The sequence below is a fragment of the Bradyrhizobium acaciae genome, from assembly GCF_020889785.1.
GTDB lineage: Bacteria > Pseudomonadota > Alphaproteobacteria > Rhizobiales > Xanthobacteraceae > Bradyrhizobium > Bradyrhizobium acaciae.
Genome location: NZ_JACMYK010000093.1, coordinates 1 through 21,225 on the forward strand (window position 1 = coordinate 1; position 21,225 = coordinate 21,225).

At 64.5% G+C, this 21,225-nt stretch carries 24 protein-coding genes, 1 tRNA gene and 1 pseudogene; 5 read left to right on the forward strand and 21 right to left on the reverse strand.

Annotation, left to right across the window (positions count from 1 at the left end):
* The 8 genes and pseudogenes from H8A92_RS27725 to psrA all read right to left on the reverse strand — a co-directional run.
* Positions 1 to 191: pseudogene (locus H8A92_RS27725) on the reverse strand (aspartate/glutamate racemase family protein); the annotation flags it as partial.
* Positions 188 to 991: a GntR family transcriptional regulator gene (locus H8A92_RS27730; protein WP_229198694.1), complete on the reverse strand. Its 804-nt coding sequence runs from the start codon at positions 989 to 991 to the stop codon at positions 188 to 190. The gene H8A92_RS27730 and the pseudogene H8A92_RS27725, both read right to left, overlap by 4 nt.
* Positions 984 to 1,763 (reverse strand): maleate cis-trans isomerase family protein, encoded by a 780-nt coding sequence (locus H8A92_RS27735; protein ID WP_229198695.1) that lies wholly within the window; start codon positions 1,761 to 1,763, stop codon positions 984 to 986. Before H8A92_RS27735 ends, H8A92_RS27730 begins: the two co-directional genes overlap by 8 nt.
* A 51-nt stretch (positions 1,764 to 1,814) precedes the next feature.
* Entirely contained in the window at positions 1,815 to 3,119 is a 1,305-nt protein-coding gene (locus tag H8A92_RS27740; RefSeq protein WP_229198696.1) for an MFS transporter, read from the reverse strand.
* Positions 3,120 to 3,497: 378 nt separating this feature from the next.
* On the reverse strand, positions 3,498 to 4,814 hold the full coding sequence (locus H8A92_RS27745) for an MFS transporter (RefSeq protein WP_229198697.1): 1,317 nt from the start codon (positions 4,812 to 4,814) through the stop codon (positions 3,498 to 3,500).
* A gap of 89 nt (positions 4,815 to 4,903) precedes the next feature.
* Positions 4,904 to 6,352 (reverse strand): phosphonoacetaldehyde dehydrogenase, encoded by a 1,449-nt coding sequence (gene phnY / locus H8A92_RS27750; protein WP_229198698.1) that lies wholly within the window; start codon positions 6,350 to 6,352, stop codon positions 4,904 to 4,906.
* Between the two features lie 23 nt (positions 6,353 to 6,375).
* Positions 6,376 to 7,623: a phosphonoacetate hydrolase gene (gene phnA / locus H8A92_RS27755; protein WP_229198723.1), complete on the reverse strand. Its 1,248-nt coding sequence runs from the start codon at positions 7,621 to 7,623 to the stop codon at positions 6,376 to 6,378.
* Between the two features lie 25 nt (positions 7,624 to 7,648).
* Positions 7,649 to 8,779: an iron-containing alcohol dehydrogenase PsrA gene (gene psrA, locus H8A92_RS27760; RefSeq protein ID WP_229198699.1), complete on the reverse strand. Its 1,131-nt coding sequence runs from the start codon at positions 8,777 to 8,779 to the stop codon at positions 7,649 to 7,651.
* A gap of 80 nt (positions 8,780 to 8,859) precedes the next feature.
* Between psrA and H8A92_RS27765 the strand changes: the two genes are divergently transcribed.
* On the forward strand, positions 8,860 to 9,765 hold the full coding sequence (locus tag H8A92_RS27765) for a LysR substrate-binding domain-containing protein (RefSeq protein ID WP_229198724.1): 906 nt from the start codon (positions 8,860 to 8,862) through the stop codon (positions 9,763 to 9,765).
* On the opposite strand, the gene H8A92_RS27770 is transcribed toward H8A92_RS27765, so the two are convergent.
* Genes H8A92_RS27770 through H8A92_RS27785 form a run of 4 tightly spaced genes read right to left on the reverse strand, consistent with a single transcriptional unit; the run spans position 9,737 to position 12,364 of the window.
* The gene (locus H8A92_RS27770) at positions 9,737 to 10,900 is read right to left on the reverse strand and encodes an MFS transporter (RefSeq protein WP_229198700.1); all 1,164 of its coding nucleotides are present in this window, start codon (positions 10,898 to 10,900) and stop codon (positions 9,737 to 9,739) included. The two genes, H8A92_RS27765 and H8A92_RS27770, sit on opposite strands and share 29 nt — an antisense overlap.
* On the reverse strand, positions 10,897 to 11,322 hold the full coding sequence (gene arsC / locus H8A92_RS27775; RefSeq protein ID WP_229198701.1) for an arsenate reductase (glutaredoxin): 426 nt from the start codon (positions 11,320 to 11,322) through the stop codon (positions 10,897 to 10,899). Before arsC ends, H8A92_RS27770 begins: the two co-directional genes overlap by 4 nt.
* On the reverse strand, positions 11,319 to 12,005 hold the full coding sequence (locus H8A92_RS27780) for an aquaporin (protein WP_229198702.1): 687 nt from the start codon (positions 12,003 to 12,005) through the stop codon (positions 11,319 to 11,321). The genes arsC and H8A92_RS27780 overlap by 4 nt, the downstream gene beginning before the upstream one ends.
* Positions 12,005 to 12,364 carry an ArsR/SmtB family transcription factor gene (locus H8A92_RS27785; RefSeq protein WP_163162292.1) on the reverse strand — a complete coding sequence of 120 codons (360 nt, stop codon included), beginning with the start codon at positions 12,362 to 12,364 and terminating at the stop codon, positions 12,005 to 12,007. Before H8A92_RS27785 ends, H8A92_RS27780 begins: the two co-directional genes overlap by 1 nt.
* A gap of 49 nt (positions 12,365 to 12,413) precedes the next feature.
* On the opposite strand from H8A92_RS27785, the gene H8A92_RS27790 reads away from it, so the two are divergent.
* On the forward strand, positions 12,414 to 12,941 hold the full coding sequence (locus tag H8A92_RS27790) for a DUF6428 family protein (RefSeq protein WP_229198703.1): 528 nt from the start codon (positions 12,414 to 12,416) through the stop codon (positions 12,939 to 12,941).
* Between the two features lie 21 nt (positions 12,942 to 12,962).
* On the opposite strand, the gene H8A92_RS27795 is transcribed toward H8A92_RS27790, so the two are convergent.
* From H8A92_RS27795 to mgtE, 5 genes are all read right to left on the reverse strand, one after another.
* Positions 12,963 to 13,334, reverse strand: coding sequence for a cupin domain-containing protein (locus H8A92_RS27795; protein ID WP_229198704.1), 372 nt, complete (start codon positions 13,332 to 13,334; stop codon positions 12,963 to 12,965).
* Positions 13,335 to 13,404: 70 nt separating this feature from the next.
* On the reverse strand, positions 13,405 to 13,833 hold the full coding sequence (locus tag H8A92_RS27800; RefSeq protein WP_229198705.1) for a DoxX family protein: 429 nt from the start codon (positions 13,831 to 13,833) through the stop codon (positions 13,405 to 13,407).
* A 76-nt stretch (positions 13,834 to 13,909) separates the two neighbouring features.
* A complete protein-coding gene (locus H8A92_RS27805; protein ID WP_229198706.1) occupies positions 13,910 to 14,119 on the reverse strand; it encodes a hypothetical protein in 210 nt (69 codons plus the stop codon).
* Positions 14,120 to 14,540: 421 nt separating this feature from the next.
* A complete protein-coding gene (locus H8A92_RS27810; protein WP_229198707.1) occupies positions 14,541 to 14,861 on the reverse strand; it encodes a helix-turn-helix domain-containing protein in 321 nt (106 codons plus the stop codon).
* A 284-nt stretch (positions 14,862 to 15,145) separates the two neighbouring features.
* Entirely contained in the window at positions 15,146 to 16,567 is a 1,422-nt protein-coding gene (mgtE, locus tag H8A92_RS27815; RefSeq protein WP_229198708.1) for a magnesium transporter, read from the reverse strand.
* A gap of 84 nt (positions 16,568 to 16,651) precedes the next feature.
* Here mgtE and H8A92_RS27820 point away from each other — a divergent pair, with 84 nt between their 5' ends.
* Together H8A92_RS27820 and H8A92_RS27825 are read left to right on the forward strand one after the other, a co-directional pair.
* Positions 16,652 to 17,467, forward strand: coding sequence for a polysaccharide deacetylase family protein (locus H8A92_RS27820; RefSeq protein ID WP_229198709.1), 816 nt, complete (start codon positions 16,652 to 16,654; stop codon positions 17,465 to 17,467).
* Between the two features lie 96 nt (positions 17,468 to 17,563).
* A complete protein-coding gene (locus tag H8A92_RS27825; protein ID WP_229198710.1) occupies positions 17,564 to 18,934 on the forward strand; it encodes a polysaccharide deacetylase family protein in 1,371 nt (456 codons plus the stop codon).
* 8 nt (positions 18,935 to 18,942) lie between these two features.
* Here H8A92_RS27825 and H8A92_RS27830 read toward each other — a convergent pair whose 3' ends face one another.
* From H8A92_RS27830 to H8A92_RS27840, 3 genes are all read right to left on the reverse strand, one after another.
* Entirely contained in the window at positions 18,943 to 19,317 is a 375-nt protein-coding gene (locus H8A92_RS27830; protein ID WP_229198711.1) for a hypothetical protein, read from the reverse strand.
* 242 nt (positions 19,318 to 19,559) lie between these two features.
* Positions 19,560 to 19,644 (reverse strand) — tRNA-Leu (locus H8A92_RS27835).
* 91 nt (positions 19,645 to 19,735) lie between these two features.
* Positions 19,736 to 19,981, reverse strand: a complete 246-nt coding sequence (locus tag H8A92_RS27840) for a FliM/FliN family flagellar motor switch protein (RefSeq protein ID WP_021080574.1) — start codon at positions 19,979 to 19,981, stop codon at positions 19,736 to 19,738.
* 60 nt (positions 19,982 to 20,041) lie between these two features.
* Here H8A92_RS27840 and lipB point away from each other — a divergent pair, with 60 nt between their 5' ends.
* The gene (gene lipB / locus H8A92_RS27845; RefSeq protein ID WP_229198712.1) at positions 20,042 to 20,770 is read left to right on the forward strand and encodes a lipoyl(octanoyl) transferase LipB; all 729 of its coding nucleotides are present in this window, start codon (positions 20,042 to 20,044) and stop codon (positions 20,768 to 20,770) included.
* A gap of 3 nt (positions 20,771 to 20,773) precedes the next feature.
* Here the strand turns inward: lipB and H8A92_RS27850 are convergent, their stop codons facing one another.
* Positions 20,774 to 21,199 (reverse strand): tautomerase family protein, encoded by a 426-nt coding sequence (locus H8A92_RS27850; protein ID WP_229198713.1) that lies wholly within the window; start codon positions 21,197 to 21,199, stop codon positions 20,774 to 20,776.
* Positions 21,200 to 21,225: the final 26 nt, after the last annotated feature.

The following is a 21,225-nucleotide window of genomic DNA, read 5'->3' on the forward strand; positions in this document are numbered from 1 at the left end:
GCCTCGGCGAGCATCTCGAGCGCGATCGCGCCGCCGATCTGCGCCTCGGCGCGGGTCGCGATATAGGGTACGCCGCGCGCCGCCGTGACTGGCACGAGCTCAGTGCCGGCCGATGCAGCCTTGCTGCCGGCGGCATGGAGCAGATCGGTCACACCAACCGTCGTGTTGGGATTGAGCAGCAGGATCTTCATGACGCAACGTTCCTCGCCCTGCGGCCGCGCGGCTTCGCAGCTGCGTCGGGCTCTCCAGCCTCATCTCCCTTGCCATCCAGCGTCTCGGCCACGATCTCGCCGGTGCGGCGCACGTGGTGGGCCAGCACCTGCCCGGCCCGCGCCGCATCGCGCGCCCGCAGCGCGACGACAATCTCCTGGTGCTCGCGCACCGATTCATCCCAGCGCCCGAGCACCGACAGCGCGAAGAAGCGCGCGCGCTCGGCCCGCGCCAGCAGCGCCTCGTGCGTCGCCTTCAGCACCGCGTTACGCGCGAAACCGACGATCGCCGAATGGATCAGCTGGTTGGTCTGGAAATAATCGCGCAGCTCGCCGCGGCCGTGATGCCATTCGATCTTGTCCTGCAACGCCTCGAGCCGTTCGAAATCGGCGTCCTCCATGCGCAAGGCGGCGAGCTCGGCGGCGCAGCGCTCGATGCCGCTGACGGCCTCGAACAACTCGTTCAGCTCGGCGCGGCGGAACGGCGCGACCACAGCGCTGTGGTTGAGCCTGAGCTCGACCAGGCCTTCGCTCGCCAACTGCTTCAGCGCCTCGCGCAGCGGGGTCCGCGAAATGCCGAGCGCATCCGACAGATCCGCCTCCCCGAGCGATTGTCCGGGCGCCAGCTCGCCGCGTACGATCATGGTGCGCAGCCGCGCCGCCGCCTGCTCGTGCAGTCCGACCCGCGGCACGCGCAGCCGACGCCGTTGCAGCGCCGTCATCGCGCGCTTGGGTTCCTTGCTTCGACGGGTCGGCTTGGCTTTGGTCTTGGCTTCAGTCACCGTTGGCCTTCATTTCATGTTCGGAGATCGCGGTCGCCGCGCGCAGATCGGGATTCGTAAACAGGCTGCCCCAACCATGCACGCGCGCCGGATCGCAGCCCACAGCTGTGAGGCACGCCCACAGCGTTACCGCGATCGAATCCAGCACCGGCACGCCAAATCCGCGCTCCAGCCGCTCGGCGGCGCCCGCGCCGCGCATGTTGGTGCAGAGCACGACGGCGGCATCGCAGCCCTCGCGGACCACCTCCTCGATCAGCCGTTCGACCTCAGCCTCGCTGACCTCGGCAAAGGAAAAATTGTCCTGCAACGACAAATGCCGTTCGGCGAAGCAATGCAGCCCCTCCGAACTCCAGTTGGCGATGATCTTGTCCTGGACATCCTTGCGGTAGGGCGTCACCAGGCCGATGCGTTTGGCACCGATCCGCCGCAGCAGGTCGCGATAGGCCAGCACCGTGGTGCAGGCCTTGATCCCGGTCGCGGCCGTAATCTGCTCGCACAGGCTCTCGTCGCGATCGAAGCCGAGCCAGCTGGCTGAAGTGCCGTTCCAGGCGATGACATCGACCTTGGCATGTGCCAGCAACTCCGCCGCACGCAGGATCTCGCTGGCGTCGAACTGGCGCAGCGCCGCCTCCGACAGCGCGATCTCCGTCACCTTGAAGCGCGAGAAATGCGCCGAGACGTCGCCGATCCCTGCCAGCATCGCGCAGGTGATCGGCTCGAGTGCGGTATTCGACGACGGCGTCAGCATGCCGAGCCGGACGGAACGTGTCATTCGCGGGCCTCATCAACCGGCCGACCCCATTTCGGATTCGGCCGCCTCCGTTTAGACCGGGAGCTTCCGGCTGTAATCGATCAGGGTCGAGCAGATCAACAGCGCTATGCCCGCGGCGGCGAAATACATCAGTGCCAGGAAGTACGAGCCGGTGGCCTGCACGATGAAGCCGACGATCAAGGGCGTCGTGACGCCGGCGATGTTGCCGCCGAGATTCATGCAGCCGCCGAGGAAGCCGGACTTGCCGCGGCCCGCCAGCGCCGACGGGATCGCCCAGTACATGCCGCACCAGCGCAGGAAGAACAGCGTCGTCGACAGCAGCACCACGACCGCGACCGCATTGGTGACGTAGGCGACGAGGAAGATCGAGACGGTCGCCATGATCGCAGCGATACCGAACAGCGTGCGGAACACGGTGTTGGGCGTCCCGCCCCGCGCCCGCCAGCCGTCCCCGATCCAGCCGCCGACCAGTTCGCCGACGAAGCCCGAGAAGAAAATGATGAAGGATGCGCCGCCGAGCGCCTTGATGTCGAAGCCGTGCACCTTGAACAGATAGGTCGGCATCCAGGTCAGCAGCCCGTAGAACGTGGTGTTGAAGAACATCCAGCCGAGGCACATGCACCAGACCGAGCGGAAGCGGAAATACGCCACCCAGCTTGCGCCGGAGGACGGCGGCGTCGCCGCGTCCTCGATCGCATGCGCCTCCTCGAGATAGCGCGCCTCGGCTTCATTGACCGACGGATGTTCGCGCGGCACGTTGCGGATATAGTACCAGGCCCACAGGCCGCACAGCATTGTTCCGACGCCGGCGATGACGAAGGCCACGCGCCAGGAGCTGAACGCCGCCATCAGCCACGCAATCACGATCGAGCCGAGTGCCGCGCCGAGCGGCGCACCGCCATCGAGCAGCGTGGCGCCGCGGCCGCGCTCGGTCTGCGTCATCCAGATCGCGTTGAGCTTGCCGCCGGCCGGATAGATCGGCGCTTCGGACGCGCCGAGCCCGAGCCGGGTCAACAGCAGCAACATCCAGCTCGTCGACAACGCCGCCAGCGCCTGGAAGAAGCCCCAGAACAGCGTCGCTGTTGCGATCACGATGCGCGGCTTGAAGCGGTCGGCGAGCATGCCGCCCGGCACCTGCATCAGCGCGTAGGTCCAGAAGAACGAGCTCAGGATCAGGCCCTGCATCGCCGGATCGATATCGAACTCCTTGGCGATGACAGGCATTGCGACCGAGAGCGAGGCGCGATCGATATAGTTGATCGAGATCAGGAACAGCATCAGCAGGAAGATCTTCCAGCGCACGCCGCTCGGCTTCGCCGTATCTGCCATTGCGATGGTGGACACCTGATCGCTCATTGTTCGCTCCTCTGCCGGCAGATTGTTTTTGCCCCTGGCGCGACCCTCGTCCTCGAAGGTCCCTGGCCTCTGCTGCCCCGCGAGAAGTCTGCTTCAACGCGGCTGGCGCGACAAGCACATTTTGCATGTTGCATGCAATTTATATCATCATATTGATATCACTCGATATTCAATAACAGCTGCATTGTTTTTGGTCAGCCCGTGATGAGGGATTGGGCGTCAGGTCACCCGCTCGGGCCTGGCAATTTCAGGGAATGGGGCCCGCGATGCCGCTCTATCGATCGCAGCAGCGGCGGTTCGCTTATTCCAAAGTGAGTTGGTCCGCGCTCCCGTTGGGAGCGCGGACCTGTCGTGAAGCTGCAGGTGCGGAATCGCTTGTCAGCGGCGGATGAAGGCTGCCACCACCGCGCTGGACGTCGCGCAAACCGCGACGACGAGGAACACCAGCGACGTCTGGTTATGTTTGTCCATGACATGGCCGATGATGGGCTCGCCGAGACCTGCGAACAGATAGGCAAAGGAGTTCATCACGCCGGTCGCGGTCCCTGCCCGCTTGTGGCCGACCAGATCCGGGCACAGCGCCCAGAACGAGGATTGCGGGCCGTAGGTGAAGAAGCCGCACAGGAACAGCACCGACATCCCGAGATAAATCTCTGAGGTCGGGATCGCATACATACACAGCGCGGTGACCGCGGCGAGCACCATGTAGAGCACGATGGCGAGGTAGCGGCGCGAGCCGAACACCTTGTCCGAGACCCAGCCATTGCTGAATGCGCCGACCGCCATGCCGACCGGCAGCGCGATGCTGATCCAGCGCGGATCGATCGCCGAGGTCGCACCGGCCTTGGCCCAGTTGCTGCCGAGGAAGTGCACGGGCACCCACACCAGAAGGCCGTAGCGCGCCGCGTTCTGGAATCCGATCGAGACGCCGGCGACCAGCAGGCGCCAGTTCGACAGCACCGCCTTGTAGCGCGCGAGCGAGCCCTCGTTGGCGTCGACCGAGGCTTCGGTTGCGGCGACCTCATCGGCCTCGTCATGCGGCGAGGCAAAGCCCATGTCCTCGGGTTTCTCGCGCGCGACCAGATAGAACGCGATGCCGCCGAGCAGCAGCAGCACCACCGGGATGCGGAAGATCCAGCGCCAGTCGAGCTGGAAATAGCCGACCACCACCAGCGAGGTGACGAACGACAGCACCGAGGCGAGCCCTGCCGCGAATGTGTAGAGCCCGTAGACCGTGCCGCGCTCGTGCCGGCCCCACCAGTTCGACAGCAGCCGGCTGCCCGGCGCCCATCCCATCGACTGGAAATAGCCGTTGATGCCCCAGAACGCGGTGAGGCTGACGATCCCGGTCGAAAGGCTGGTCGCCCAATTCATGATGAAGGAGAGGATCGCGCCCGCGCTCATCACGCGGCGACCGCCGAACTTGTCGCCGAGATTGCCGTTGATGGCCTGCCCGACCGCGTAGCACCACAACAGCGCCGCGCTGGCCCAGCCCAACGCCTCCTTGGTGACGCCGAACTCGGCCTGGATGCCGGGAATGGCGAAGCCGAAGGTCTGCCGCCCGGTGTAGAAGAACAGATAGCAGAACATCGCCGCGAACAGCATCCGCCACTGTGCGCGGCGGAACGATGTTGCAAGCTCCGGATTCTGGACTCCGACCGAGCCGACGCTCGACGGACTGAACGTGATCGACATTGAGGCCTCCCCTTTGTTTGGTTGATCGCAGTCAGCCGCCGCGTTGTTCTTGTTCTCGGGTGCGGCCCTCGTTCGGATGACGCGCTTCGCTACACCGGCCAGGGCAGCGAATAGGTCTTGACGTTGGTGAAACTCTTGATCGCCTCCTGCACGCCTTCCTTGTAGCCAAGGCCGGAATCCTTGATCCCGCCGAATGGCGACATCTCGATCCGGTAGCCCGGCACTTCCCACACGTTGACGGTGCCGACATCGAGCTCGTTGACGAACCGCGTGATGTAGTCGAGCCGGTTGGTGCAGACACCGGACGACAGGCCGAACGCGGTCGAGTTCGAAATCCGGATCACGCTCTCGATGTCGTTGGGCACCCGAATGATCGGAATCACCGGTCCGAACGTCTCCTGCATCACCAGCTCGCTGGTATAGGGAATCCGGTCGACCACCGTCGGCGGATACAGCGCGCCCTCGCGGTTGTTGCCGTGAAGCAGCTCGGCACCGTCAACCACGGCGGCGTTGACGCGGCGCTCGAATTCCTTCGCCGCCCCCTCATGGATCACGGTGCCGACATCCACCGTCGGGTCCATCGGATCGCCACACTTGAGCGTGCGCGCCTTCTTCAGCACAAGTGCCGCGAAATCGTCGGCAACCGCCTCGACACAGAGGATGCGCTTGACGGCCGTGCAGCGCTGGCCGGAATTCTTGGTCGCGCCGGCGACCGCAAGCTCCGCCGCCTTCTCCAGATCGGCATCCTCCATCACGATCAGGGGGTCGTTGCCGCCGAGCTCGAGCACCAGGCGCTTGTAGCCGGCCTTGGTGGCGATGTGCTTGCCGACCCTGACCGAGCCGGTGAAGGTCACGAGATCGGCGTCCGGATCGGTGATCATCGCATCCCCCATCGAATGCGGATTACCCGTCACCACCGACAGCATTTCGGGCGGCAGCCCGGCCTCGTAGAGCACGTCGGCGAGCGCGAGCGCGGTCAGCGGGGTCAGCTCGGTCGGCTTCAGCACCACGCGGTTGCTGGTGGCGATCGCGGGGGCGATCTTGTGGCTCACCATGTTGAGCGGATGGTTGAACGGCGTGATTGCCGAGATCGCGCCGAGCAGCGGCGTCCGCGTCGTGAAGATCTTGCGCGCCTTGCCCTGCGGGCTGATGTCGCAGGAGAAGGTCTCGCCGTCGTCCTGGATCGCGAGCTGGCCGGCAAAGGAGTAGACGTCGTAGGCGCGGCCGGCCTCGTAGAGCGAGTCCTTCCAGCACAGCCCGGACTCGGCGGTGATCAGCCGCGCAAACTCCTCCTTGCGGCCCGCCAAAATCTCTGCGGTGCGCAGCAGGATACGCTGGCGCTCGTAGCGCGTCAGCTTCGGCTTGAACGCGGCCGCCTTGGCAAAGGCGCTGCGCACATGCTCCGGTCGCGCCGCGGGAACCGTGCCCACCACCTTGTTGGTGTAGGGATTGAAGACCTCGACATGCTCGTCGGTGTCGACGAGGCTGCCGGCGATGCGCATCTGCTCATGGCGGACGGCTGCGCTCTGGATGTTCATGGTGGTATCCTCAGTCGAAGGCGTCACTGGATGCGGTTGAGCGCGACGTCGAAGGCGTCGAAATTGCGCAGGGCGTGACCGGCCGGCAGCGCGATCTTGCGGTTGGCGATCAGCGGCACCCGCTGCTCGGTCAGCCCGCCATGCGAGCGCAGCGGCTCGGTCAGCCCGGACAAATCGTGGCGAGACCCGCTGGTGCCGAGCACCTTGTGTTTGGTCGAGATCACCACGATATCGCCGATCCGGTCCGGCGGCAGCTCGAACCGGGCGCAGGCATCGTTACGCTTCAGCGCGACCTCGATACCCTTGGTGTCGCGCAGCCGCATCAGCAGCGTTTCGACATCGGCGCCTTCGGGCGTGTAGATCGTCGCGAACGACCCGAGCGAGCCGTGGTGGGCGACATAGGGATCGGTGATCGGCAGGATCACGCGTGCGGCGCCCTTCCCCGTCCAGTCGTCCATCACGTCCTGGAGGTAGATCACGTCGGGCTTGCCGTCGGGCAAGAACTTGTCGTTCATGCCGTGGTCGGCGGTCGCCACGATGTTGCAGCCGAGCGCATCGAGCCTGGCGAGATAGCCGTCGATCATCGCGTAGAAGTCGTTGGCGATTGTCGTGCCGAGCCCGACCTTGTGCTGGATGTAGTCGGTGGTCGACAGATACATCAGGTCGGGACGGTAGTGCTCGACCAATTTGACGCCGGCCGCGAACACGAAGCGCGACAGATCGGCCGAATAGACCTCGGGCAGCGGCAGGCCGACGAAATCGAGCACGTCGTCGATGCCGTTATTGGCCTTGGTGGCCTGATCGGCCTTCTCCGACGAGAAGGCAATGGCGCGGCCGCTCGCATAGTCGAGGCCGTAGGCCAGCAAGGTGCGCAGCTTGTCCTTGGCGGTGACCGCCGCGACCTTGTAGCCGGCGTCATGGACGCCGGCCAGGATGGTCGGCGCGCGCAGGAAATTCGGATCGTTCATCATGACTTCGGCGTTGCTCGCCGTGTCGTAGAAATAGTTGCCGGCGATGCCATGCACCGCGGGCGGCCGTCCGGTGATGATCGAGAGGTTGTTCGGGTTGGTGAAGCTCGGGATCACGCTCGCGGCATGGACATGCGCGCCCTCCTTCATGAAGCGCGCGAAGGTCGGCGCCACACCGGCCTCGATCGCCTTCTCGATGTAGCCGGGCTCCGAACCGTCGAGGCAGATCACGACCGTCGGCCGGGTCGGCGCGTCGTAGCGGCGCCCATTGACGGTGATGGTTTTGCGATTGTCCTGCATGATGTCTCTCCTTGTCACCTGGCCGCCGTCAAGCGCTCACCGCGCTAGGCATCCGCACCGTCTGCGATGCCTCGATCAGCCGTTCCTTCGAGCCCAAGAAGTTGCGGCCGCGCTCACCCTCGAGCGAGTCCGCGATCAGCGCGTGCCATTCCGCGCGCTCGATCCTGTAGGCGGCCGGATTGCAGGAGATGCCGAGCCGCGCCATGAAGTCCTCGAGATCGTCGGCCGCCCGCGCCAGGTCGGCGCCGAAGATCTGCTTCAGGCTGTCCTCGCAAAGACCGCCCGCGCCTTTGACGCTGCGCAGCACCATCGGCAGCGAGAACGAGCAGGCAATGCCGTGCTGCACGCCGTGCCGCAGCGTGATCGGGTAGGACAGCGAATGGGCGATCGCCGTCTTGGTGTTGGAGAACGCCAGCCCCGCGAACAGTGCCGCCTGCGCCATGCGGCTGCGGAGCTCGAGATTGCCGAGATCATTGGCAAGCTTCGGCAGCACGTCGAGGACACCGCGCGCCGCAGCCACCGCGTGGTTGGCCGACACCGGGTTGTTGTTGACGTTCCAGATGCTCTCCAGCGCATGCGACAGCGCGTCGAGCCCGGTGCTGATGGTCAGCAGCTGCGGCTTGCCGAGCATCAGGCGCGGATCGATCACCGCATGGGTCGGATAGAGCGACGGGCGCGCCAGCGAGTATTTCTTGCCGTTGGCCTCATCCCAGACCGTGCCCCAGCACGTCACCTCGCTGCCGGTGCCCGCGGTGGTCGGCACCGCGATGATCGGGATCGCCGAGAGGCGTTCGGCGCCCTGCTGCGTCTCCAGGTAAGTTTTCACGGTCGCGAAGTCGCCCGCGGCCGCCGCGAACACTTTTGCGGAATCGATCACCGAGCCGCCGCCGAGCGCGATGATCACCTCGGGCTGCTTCGCGAGCCCGGCAAAGCGCGCGGTCTGCTCGGTGAGCAGCCGGTAGTCCGGATTGGGCGCGACGTCGCGGATGGTCAGGACGGACGGCCCCGCCGCGGCACGCAGCCGCCGCTTGAGTTCATCGAAAAACGGCTCGCCGTAAGTCACGAGCGCATAGGCGCGCTTGCCGATCAGCGCCGGCAATTTGTCGAAGCTGTCGGCTCCGAATTCGATCCACACCGGGTTGGAATAAGTCCAGGCCATCCGCGCGTCCTCCGTTTGGCGCGAAGGTACGTCGTCGGCTGCTATTGACAAATTCATTCTACGGATGCGTTCTATTGATTATGTCAATAGTGTTCAGCCAGCTGCGCGCGTTCCATGCGGTCGCCGCCCATGGCGGCTTCACCGCGGCCTCCCGCGTGCTCAATGTCGGCCAGCCGACGTTGACCATCCAGGTCAAGGAGCTGGAGGAGAGCTACGGCGTCGAACTGCTGATCCGGAAGCCGCGGCACACCGAGCTCACCGAAGCCGGCGCCGCGCTGTTCGAGATCACCCGCGGCATCATGACGTTCTGCGACGAGGCGCATGAACTATTGGCCGCGCATGGCAAGGCCACCAAGGGCCATCTGCGGGTGGCGACCGTCGGACCGTTTCATGCCACCGAGATCATCGCGGCCTTCAAGCGCGATCACCCCGAGGTGCAGATCTCGACCCTGCTCGGCAATTCCGAACGCACCTTCCGCCACATCGTCGACTTCGAGGCCGACGTTGCGATCCTGGCGGAAGTGCCGGAAGATCCGCGGGTCACCATGATCCCCTACCGCACCCACCGCGTGATCGTGTTCGTCAACCGGGATCATCCCTGGTTCAAGCGAAAATCGGTCAGGCTGCGCGAGCTCGCCGACCAGCCGATCGTGCTGCGCGAGCGCGGCTCGACCACCCGGCGCGCCTTCGAGGCGACGATGCAGGCCGAGGGCATCAGGATCGAGCCGGTGTTCGAGATCGAGAGCCGCGAAGGCGTCTGGAAGGCGGTCGAGCGCGGGCTCGGCATCAGCGTCGTCGCCGACTTCGAATTCGTGCCGCATCCCAATCTGCGCGCGCTCGAGATCAGCGACCGCACCATCAAGACCCAGTACAGCATCGCCCATCACAGCGGCCGCGGCCATTCCCCGATGATCAAGGCGTTCGTCGATACGGTGCGGGCGATGAAGGTTGGCGATACTATCGCGAAGAGGTCTTCTCGGCCTTGAGTGCGAACAGCGCCACGAGTGCAGCCAAACTCAAAGCCGATGTGACCGCAAGCGTATAGCCGCCGAGCGGTGAAATCAGGAACCCGAATGCCAGCGGCGCGATCGCTTGCGACAGTCGCGACGGTGCGCCGAGCAATCCCAGGCGGTAGCCGTAATCCCTTGGACCGAATATCGCCAGCGGCAGCGTGCCGCGCGCAATCGTCAGGATGCCATTTCCGGCACCATGCAACAGCGCGAAGACTCCAGCAAAGCCACCGCCGAACAAGCCGATGACGCAGGCGCCCAACGGGTGCGTGATGCAGGCCAGTCGTGCCGACCAGAGCGGATGGAAACGCTTCAGCAGGCTCGCCTCGACGATACGCGCCGCCACCTGCGCCGGACCGATCAACGCACCCGCCGCGATCGCCTGCGCCTGCGTAGCGCCCAACGACGCAAGAATTCGTGGCAAGTGAACCGCCATCGCCGACGTGACGCTCCAGGCGGCCGCGAAGGCAAAGGCAAGCAACACCATCGCGCGGTCGATCGGAATATGCGGCTTTGGCGTGTCGGCTGCGACCCGATGCTCTCGCTTCAATTCAGGAATCAGCAAGCCGTTGAGCGGCAGGCAAATCAGGATGTGTGCGGCCGCCCAGCCGAAGCAAGTCCAGCGCCAACCGATGGTTGCCAGTCCCCACGCAGTGAGCGGCCAGCCGATCGTGCTGGCAAAGCCCGCGATCAAGGTAATGCCGGTGATGGAGCGGCGGGCCGTGTCACCGTAGATGCGCCCGAGCGCAGCGAAAGCTGCATCATACAGCCCGAGGCCCATGCCAACGCCAAGCAGCAGCCAGCTCACCGCCATCAGTACGACGCCCTGCGAAAGCCCGAGCAGGATCAGGCCCGACGCCAGAATAAGGTTGGACGCGCAGAGCACTTCACGCCCGCCCATGCGGTCGATCTGGCGACCAACGCGTGGGCCGAGCAGCCCAGAGATCACCAGCGCCATCGAGAATGCGGCAAACAGCCAGTTCGTCGAGATGCCGAGGTCGCGCGCAATCGGTTCCGCGAGAATGGCCGGCAGATAGTAACTCGATGCCCAAGCTAGGGTTTGCGTGGTGCCGAGCGCGACAATCAGGACGTTATCTGCACGGCGGCTCATCCAGCGCGCGCACCCGGCAACCTCGGCGAAACCACCTCTCCGTCTTCCTTGACGAATTGGCCGATGTCAGCCACGGCCAGCAGATCAAGCACGGCCTCGGACGGCCGACACAACTTCACGCCCTTTGGCGACACCACGATCGGCCGATTGATCAGGATCGGATGTGCCAACATGAAATCGATCAGCTCGTCGTCACTCCACTTTGGATTGGCAAGATCGAGCTCCCGGTAAGGCGTACCCTTCTCACGGAGCAGCGCGCGCGGCGCGATGCCCATGGCGGCGATCAGCCCGACCAGGGTGTCGCGCGCGGGAGGCGTCTTGAGATATTCGACGATCTCGGGCTCCTCCCCGCTTTGGCGAATCATGGCCAAGGTGTTGCGCGACGTCCCGCAATCGGGATTGTGATAGATCGTCATCGTCATCGGACTGCCTCCTTTGTCATTTCGGCGCCCCTCAGCAGCCACGTCATGAATGCCGCCGCGACCACGGCGCCCAAAACTTCGGCGACGATGAATCCCGGCAGATCCTGCGCACGGATGCCGGAAAACGTATCGGTGAAGGATCGCGCGATGGCGACGGCCGGATTGGCGAAAGACGTCGATGCAGTGAACCAGTAGGCAGCCGTGATGTAGAGCCCGACCAGCCACGGGATAGCGGCTTCACGAAATCGAAGACCGCCGAGAATGGTTGCGATCAATCCGAACGCGGCAACGAATTCCGCAAACCACTGCGGAAATCCCGTCCTTGCCTTCGCAGAGAACTCCAATAGCGGCAGACCGAACATGGCATGCGCAACCATCGCGCCCAGGATGCCTCCGAGCACCTGCGCCGCGATGTACTGCGCGGCGTGCGGCGGACGGAGTTCGCCCTTGAGCGTGAACACCAGCGTCACCGCCGGATTGAAGTGCGCGCCGGATATTGGTCCAAGGATCGTGATCAGCACCATCAGAATAGCGCCGGTCGGAAGCGTGTTGCCGAGCAGCGCCAATGCGACGTCCTTGGTCAAGGTCTCGCCCATGATGCCGGAGCCGACGACGGTCGCGACCAGAAGCAAGGTCCCTAGCCCCTCGGCCGCAAGGCGCCGCGGCAGGTCGAAGTCGCGCATCAGGCACGCGCCTTCTTCTTGGCCGTGGAAGGCCCGCACTGGGCCGCGGCGAGCGCCGGCGCGCAAATTTCCGGGTGGCCCGCGCAGCAATCCTTCATCAGGAACGCGATGAGATCGCGCAGGCCATTGAAGTCTGCCGAATAGATGATCGAGCGCGCCTCGCGGCGCGGCACGATCATGCCCGCATGTTCGAGGTCCTTCAGGTGAAAGGACACGTTGGACGGCGACACTGCGACCGACTCGGCAATCGCCCCCGCCGCCATGCCATCGGGACCGGCCTGCACCAGCAACCGCACGATCCGCAACCGCGTTTCCTGCGACAGCGCGGCGAAGGCGGTTCGGGCTTGACGCTCCTCCATCTTTCGATAATCCTACAATTCAATAATCATTGAAATGAGGATAGCAGCAATGAATACGCCTGCCAATACCCGATCGCTCGTCGGCGCCCTGCTGCCGGTGGATGAGCTTTCAGCTACGGCGCTGCTTTCAAGCCTCGAGGCGCACAAGGAGAAGCCGCTGATCTTCAGCTACGACGGCCAGGAGGTCCGCCCCAGCTACCACGTGACCGAGGTCAAAACCGGTTCATTCAGAGGGCTTGATTGCGGCGCGAACCCCGAGAGCTGGAGCGAGACCTTCATACAACTCTGGGACATCGAGGAGGAAAACCGCGGCCATATGGCTGCCGGCAAGTTTCTCGCAATCATCCGCAAGGTTGACGAAGCCGTTGGCTTCGATCCGCAGGCCAAGCTGACCTTCGAAGTGAGCGACGGCGTGCGACCGATGCAAATCTATCGCGCGGAGCGCATGGATGCCGGCGAAACCGCGATCCGCGTCTATCTCTCGGCGCGTCCGTCGAGCTGCAAGCCGCGTGACCGATGGCTGCAGGAGCAGCAATCCTGCTGCACTCAGAAGGCCAAGCAGCCTTGCTGTGGTTGAGCGCGCTGTGGCCCGGCCCGTCTACTTGACGATCTCGGTCAAAGGTTTGCCCTTGTCGACCACGAAGACGTTGATCAGCTTCAACGTCTTGTCGCCGCCGATCTTGAAGCCCGCATGCGGCACGCCACGTTGATTGATCACGCCAATGCCGGTGGGCAATTCTCTTTGTGAACCATCCGGCAGCAGCAAGGTCGCCCCCTGAATGACGTAGACGATCTCCTCGCCATGATGTGTATGACGGGGAAGACTTTCACCCGGCGGGACCTCGAGATAGACCTCGATGGCTTCCATATCGGTCCCGGCCACGTCGGCGCGTTTCAATTCCTTGCGGACGATCTCGGCGTGAGCCGTGGCGGCAGAAGCCAGCAACGTCAGTGCGACAATACGCAGCATAGGCGATTTCCCTCCTCTTGAAGATGTCACCCTGTCGCCGGCACGCGCGCCAGCCCCTTTGCGAGAGCCATCAGGCTGTCGTTGGTTGCAGCCGCCGCTCCCAAGGCAACCTCGGGACCTTCACCGCAAACGCGCCATCACCCAGCAGCGCCTGGACGGCCAGCATGATCGTCCACACGAACGGCAGCTCCCAGCCCGCTTCGGTGAACCAATAGCCCTTTCGCAACATCCAGAAGTGCGTTGCGCCGAGCATCATGGGAATCGCGTAAATGCTAACCCAGCGCGTATAGACGCCGAGCAGCAGCAGAACCGCCGATCCGAATTCGGCGCTTAGGGCATAGGCAAGAACCCATTCGGGATAGCCGAGCTTGGCAAGGCCGTTCCACCACAGGCTGATCGGCTTGAGCACGCATTTGCCGTAGAGATGGGCAATGAACAGTCCGGCAATCGTCACGCGCAGCAAAAAGGCAGCGTAAGGCGCAGTTCTCTGATCGATCATGCGTGCCTCCCAGAAAGAAAGTCTGTCGCAGTCACAGAACAACGATGACCAGCCGGCCTGACGCCGCGGTCGCGGGCTAGGCGTTCTCGTCGAAATGAGCCAATGCTCCCTCGATCAGCTCGATCTCCTCGGAAAGCGTGTCATCGACGACCGATGGTCTGAAGCCGGGCACGCTGTAGGCTCGAACGCCGTCCAACAGCCGTCGGCGATGCTCCCTCAACTCTTCCAACGCCTGACGATTTTTCAGCGAGACATAACCGGCAATAATCTGCTCGATGGCCTTCATTGGAAATCCAATCGTGAAAAAATGACGTCCTGCAATGCCTCGATTAAAGCGGCTAAACCGGCTTGCTGGCAAGCCCCCTGCCCCATGATGCTTTGCCAGAAGTGTTAACGCTGCACCCGCAAGGGCCACACCTCGGGCGCCTCTGCTGGAAGAGAGGGTGAAGCGAAGAGCAAGGCTCGGACAGAACCTGTCGCGAGAATGCGGACATTCGACTAGCAGGTCGCGCAACACATTCACTGTCGTCCCTGCGAAAGCAGGGACCCATAACCACAGATGTCTATTGTTGAGCGAGGCTGGAACGACGAGTTCATCACATCCGCCGCGGAGCATGGGTCCCTGCTTTCGCAGGGACGACGGCGTTGAATGTGGCGCGTTAGCGCGATCTCTCGGCTGACAATGATGGCAGCGAACGCCTACCTGCTCAAGCCGGCGTCGGCTCGCTCGACAGCGCGGCGAACACCGTCTCGGGCGAATGAGCGATCACGGCAAGCAGTGCGCGGGCGGGGCCGCGCGGTGCACGCTTGCCCTGCTCCCAGTTGCGGATGGTTTCCACGGGCACGCCGAGCTTGGCGGCGAATTCAAGCTGGGTGAGCCGGGCCCGGCGGCGCAAATCACGCACGGCCGGCTGGGCCGCCGCAGGCTGCATCGCCGCATCGGCCGGATGCGCGGGCACAAGCGGGATTTCCTGCCCGTCGCGCAATTCGACGATACGTCCGTCCGCCTTGAGCCGCAACCGCTGCATGATGGCCCCCGTGATGGCCCCTTGGAGATAGGGCCATCATCCGCCAACCCCGTTAAGGCGCGATTAACGATAAGCCGCCCCCAAGGGCAATCGCACATGGCTACGAGGCGCGGCGCGGTTTTCTGAATAATAGAATAATGTTGCTGATTTGCCCGACATGTCAAGTTGCCGTGTCGAATGCCGGTATGCCGCCGGCTACTTTGCATGGGGTTGTTTTCGATATTTTGGCAGTGCCCCCTGCGGAGGCAGGCTATGTGCGATAGCCCTGCCCCCCGGACTCCGACCTATTTGAGCCCGAACCACAGGGTGGCGATGCCGAGAAACGAGAAGAAGCCGACCACGTCGGTGACCGTCGTGACGAAGGTGCCGGAGGCGACCGCGGGGTCGGCCCGCACCCGTTCCAGCACCATCGGGATCAGGATGCCGCCGAGCGCGCCGGCGACCAGATTGCAGATGATCGCAAGCCCGATCACGATGCCGAGGCCCGGGATTTTGAACCAGGCCACCGCGGCGATGCCGGTGATGACGGCAAAGGCGATGCCGTTGACGAGCCCGACCATGGTCTCGCGCAGCACCACGCGCATCGCGTTGAACGCACCGAGCTCGCGGGTGGCGAGCGCACGCACCGCGACCGTCATGGTCTGGGTCGCGGCATTGCCGCCCTGGCTCGCCACGATCGGCGCCAGCACCGCGAGCGCTACCATCTTCTCGAGCTGGCCCTCGAACAGGCCGAGCACCGAGGAGGCGAGGAATGCGGTCGCGAGATTGACCAGCAGCCAGTTGAAGCGGCCGCGGGCGATGGTCCAGACCGTATCGGACAGCTCTTCCGGATGGGTGACGCCGCCGAGCGCCTTCAAGTCCTCGTCGGCCTCCTCCTCGATCACGTCGACGACGTCGTCGATGGTGATCACACCGACCAGCCGGTCGGTGGTGTCGACCACAGGAGCCGCGACCAGATTGTACTTGCCGAACATCCGCGCGACCTCTTCCTGGTCCTCGAGCGCGGAGACCCGGCGGCGGTCCTCGTCGACCAGGTCCTTGACCGGAACCGGGCGGCGCGCGCGCAGCAGCACGTCGAGCGGCATCGCGCCGAGCAGGTGCCTGTCGGCGTCGACCACATAGATCTCGTAGAACCGCTCCGGCAGATCGGGCGTGTCGCGCATGTAGTCGATCGCCTGCCCGACGTTCCAATCCGGCGGCACCGCGATGAACTCGGTCTGCATCCGTCGGCCGGCAGAATTCTCCGGATACAGCAGGCTGCGCTCGATGTCCTCGCGCTCGGCCGCCGGCAGCTTGTCCAGGATCTCTTCCTGGTCCTCCTCGTCGAGGCTTTCGAGGAGCTCGACGGCGTCGTCGGATTCGAGCTCGCGGACGCCCTCTGCAACCGTCTCCGGCTCGAGTTCCTCGAGGATCTCCTCGCGGACCGTTTCGTCGACCTCGTTGAGTGCCGAAAAATCGAAATCAGCGCCCGTGATCTCGACCAGCGTGACCCGGTCGTCCGGCTCCAGCGCCGCGATCAGGTCGCCGAGATCCGCCTCGTGCAGTTCCGCGACCACCTCACACAGCAGCGGCCGGTCGGCGGCGCGGATGGCCCGGGTGATCTCCGCGACGAATTCGCCGCGGAGTTGGCCCTCCTCGTCCCGCATCGAGATCCGGGCCTGCGGGGCTGCCCCGGCGGGTTCGGCAATGTCGATATTCTCGGCCATGCCGTGTTTCGCCGGTTTGACAGGAGGGGAAAATCTGGTCTGATTGATGCGGAACGGATTACCTAATCGGTGGGGCCCAGTGCAATGAGAAAGATGTCGAGCGCACCAGGACCGATCCTGAAGATTGTCGCGGCGCTGATCGCGCTCGCACCTTGCGGGCTGATCGGCTCGGCGCACGCGGCCGAGTGCTCGCGCAACGACGCGCTCGGCACCTCACGTGTGCTCGAGGTCGACCCTGCGATCTATCCGCGCGTTGGACTGAAGAGCTTTCCGCAGACCCTGCCGCTCAGGGATGGCGAGGTCGTGCTGACCTTCGACGATGGGCCGACACCTGGCGTCACCGACAAGGTGCTGACGGCGCTGGCAACCGAATGCGTGCAGGCCACCTTCTTCATGGTCGGCCGCAACGCGGCGGACCATCCCGATATGGTCCGCAAGATTGCACGGCTCGGCCACAGCATCGGCTATCACAGTTGGGACCATCCGCATCTCAACAAAATGCCGACGGATCTGGCCGAGGCGAACATCAATCGGGGGATCGAAGCGGTCCAGACGGCCTTGCGCGGCACCGCGAGCACGGTCCCGAGCACGCCGTTCTTCCGGTTCCCCTATTTCGAGTCGACGCCCGCGCTGCTCGATCGTCTGGAAAAGCGCGGTATTTCGGTGTTCGGAGCCGATTTCTGGGCCAGCGATTGGAACAAGATGACCCCCGAGGAGGAACTCAAGCTGCTGACCGGGCGGCTCGAAGGCCACCGCAAGGGAATTATCCTGCTGCATGATCCGCAAATGCGGACAGCCCAGATGCTGCCGGCCTTTCTAAGGTATCTGCGCGAGCATAATTATCACGTCGTCCACATCGTCCCGGCAGCGATGAAAACCGTGTCCGACCGGACACATTGAACCCGGGCCCCGAGCTGGATTACAGACTGTTAAGGCGGCGTTCATGGCGCAGCACCTAAGGATTCGTCAGTGCGTTTGGAATGCGGCCGAGAATTGATGATTGCAAACGTCCTGGTCATGATCCGGAAGCGGTCGCGGACCGTGATCGGCGCGGCGCTGCTGGGCTGCGGCTTGATGACGCCGTACGCCGCCCTCGCCGCGGATTGCCCTAACCCCAACGCACTCGGCACCTCGCGCACCCTCGTCGTCGATCCCGCGGAACATCCGCGGATCGGCACCATGCAGTATCCGGAGACCCTGCCGCTCGCCGACCATGAAGTGGTGCTGACCTTCGACGACGGGCCGCTGCCGAAATACAGCAACCAGGTGCTGGCCATTCTTGCCAGCCAGTGCGTCAAGGCCACCTTCTTCACCATCGGCTCCCAGGCCCGGTTCAATCCGGAGGGCGTGCGAAAGCTGATCGCGGCCGGACATACCGTCGGCACGCACAGCCAGAACCATCCGTTGACGATGAACAAGATGCCGCTCGAGCGGGTGCGGCAGGAAGTGGACGACGGCATCGCCTCGACGCTCGCAGCACTCAATGGCGACAAGAGCAAGCTGGCACCGTTCTTCCGGATTCCCGGCCTGATGCGCGCCGAGATCCCGGAAGCTTATCTGGCGTCGCAGGGCATCCAGGTCTGGAGCGCCGACTTCCCGGCCGACGACTGGCGCCACGTTTCGCCGCAGCGGGTCTACGATCTCGCGATCCAGCGCATCGAGGCCAAGCGCAAGGGCATCCTGCTGCTGCACGACATCCAGCCGCGCACCGTCGCGGCGCTGCCGCGTATTCTCAACACGCTGAAGGAGCGTGGCTATCGCATCGTGCATGTCGTGCCCGCGACGGCCGACCGCCCGGCGACGCCGACCGAGCCGCAGCAGTGGCTCATGCACCCGCCGACCGAGACGGTGGCGACCACGCGCTGGCCGAAGATTCCGAACTTCGTCTTCACCGCGACGCGGACGCTGCCCGCACCGGTCTTTGCCGACATGGACTGGCACGATGCCGACATCCTCGACCACGCGCAGCACGCCCGCGTCGCCGTGCCGGTCCGCACGCCGTGGCCACAGCCTCAGCTCACGCAGCTCGCGCCGGTCTCGACATTGCCGATTCCGGCGGCCGACGTGTTTCACGTTCCCGAAGCACTGGACCTGACCCTGCTCGCGGCTCGCTCGGCCGCCAGTCGCCGCCTCGCGCAGCGCGCAACCGGTCCAGCCGTCGGTGCGCCGCGTGCGCAGGCGATCTCGGCGCAGCAAGCTAGGCATCCGAAGCAGGCCGCGCATCAGATCCCCGCTGCGGCTCGCGACAGGATCCACGGCGGACCCATGCGTGTCGCACCGCCGGCTGCGAGCAATGCTTCGGTTCGCGTCGCCAAGCGCACGCCACGCGCCGAAGCCTCGGCCGCCGGCAAGCGCGTACCTGACTAGCGCGCGATCTAGCTGGCCACGATCTTGGCGACGCAGAGCAGGATCACCAGCGCCAGGAAAAAAATGTCGATATAGGATTTGATCTCGCCGGCATGCCTGAGCGCGGTGACATCGCCGACGATCTGCTTGCGCGAGGCCGCCGCATTGGGCCCCTCGCCGGCCGCCGCGGCCAACCGCCGCGTCTCGCCCTCCAGGCGCTCGATGCGCTGGAAGAAATAGAACGAGCGCAGCCCGGAGAAGGCATGCATCGCCGCATAAACCAGAATCAGGATCGCCACCGTCGCGCGCTGCTCATATCTCTCCAGAAGGTTCAGCGTGAAATAGACCAGCCCCAGAAACACGAAGTTGGAGAGGACACGGTAGGCGTAGCTGGCAAAGATCATCAGGCGCTCCGGGTGGGGCAGGCTTGGGCCGCGCGATCGGAAGATGCAGCGGCCCTCCGGCCGGCAGCGGCGAACCAGCCAGGCCATGCATCCGCGAATCTATCCGACGGGTGTTACAGGACCGCATCGGCCGGCACCTCCACCAACTGCTCCAGATCTGGGCCGAGCGTCACGCAGGCGAGCCCAGCCGGCCAGCGGCCATGCTGCGAAAAGTTCAGCGATTTCAAGGATCAGCTGAGGTGTGGTGCGCTCGGAGGGACTCGAACCCCCACGGTGTTACCCACTGCCACCTCAAGGCAGCGCGTCTACCAATTCCGCCACGAGCGCTAGGATGCCGGATGGAACCCTAAGGCGCCGCCGCATCGACGGGGCCATGTAACAAATCATGCATGCAGGGACAAGGCGATTAATGCGCGAATTAACTGCGAACGCCGGGAGATTTCGGCAGCATTTGCTTGACCTCGACCGCAATCCGGTTGCGGTCGACCAGAACCACGCCGCTGGCGACCGGCAGGTTGTTGGCGAGGATCTTGACCTCGTCGGCCTCGGTAGCATCCAGTTCGATGATGGCGCCGCGGGACAGCCGCATGACCTGGTGAATCGGCATGGTGGTGGTACCGAGAACCACCATGAGATCGACGCTGACTTTATCGAGCGTGGGCACTTCTGAACCGCCGAACGGGAACTAAATTGTGGGTTCACCTGACCACGTTAGGGTTAGCTAATGGTTAACGACCGCCAAAGCCTTGATTTGACGACCTTTGCGCGCCCATCGGGGGGCGAAGCGGTCGAATGGCGGATTGCGGACCGCCCGGTGCCCTACCCCGATTCTGTCGCTGCGATGGACGCGCGGGTGGCGGCGATTGCCGACGGATCGGTACCTGAACTGGTGTGGCTACTGGAGCATCCGCCGCTCTACACTTCCGGCACCAGCGGCAAGGCCGGCGACCTGCTCGATCCGCGCTTTCCGACCTTCCAGAGCGGCCGCGGCGGCCAGGTCACCTATCACGGCCCGGGCCAGCGCGTGGCCTATGTGATGCTCGACCTCAAGCGGCGGCGGCCCGATGTCCGCGCCTACGTCGCCTCGCTGGAAGAATGGATCATCCGCACGCTCGCCGCCTTCAACGTCCGCGGCGAGCGGCGCGAGGACCGCGTCGGGGTCTGGGTGAAACGCCCGGACAAGGGGCAAGGCTTTGAGGACAAGATCGCCGCGATCGGCGTGCGGCTGCGCCGTTGGGTCTCGTTCCACGGCATCGCGATCAATGTCGAGCCGGATCTTTCGCACTTCCAGGCAATCGTGCCCTGCGGCGTGGTCGATCCGCGCTACGGCGTTACTTCGCTGGTCGATCTCGGATTGCCGGTCACGATGGCCGATGTTGACATCGCGCTCCGGCAGGCGTTTGCCGAGGTGTTCGGCGACACCGCAGCGCGCCTGCCGGAAGCGACCGGCTAGACCTCACGCCGCCTTTTGCGGCGCGAGCTCGAGCTTGCCGGCGATGTAGCGGCGCTCCTGGGTCAGGCCGCCGAAGCCGTAGGCATCGCCCTTCACTTCATCGACATGGGCGTAGCTCTCGGTGTGGAGCGGACCGAGCAGTTCGCCCATCCGCTTGAACAGCGCTGCGAGATAGGCCGCCTTCTCATCCTTGGTGTTGGTGCCTTCGCTGACGTGGACATCCAGCCAGTAGCTCGCGAGCCCCTGCTCCGCGAGCGACTTGCCGCCCGCGAACCAGTCGGCGGCGTCGGCCGACTTCACGATGATCGCGGTGACCTTGGGATCCTTGTGCAGGATCTTTGCGGTCAGGTCCGACACCGCTGCGGCGATGTCGGATTTCAGCGACGACGACTCGTGCGAAGTCGCGTAGGTGACGGTGATGAGCGGCATGATCGGTCTCCTTGAATTCGGTTGGC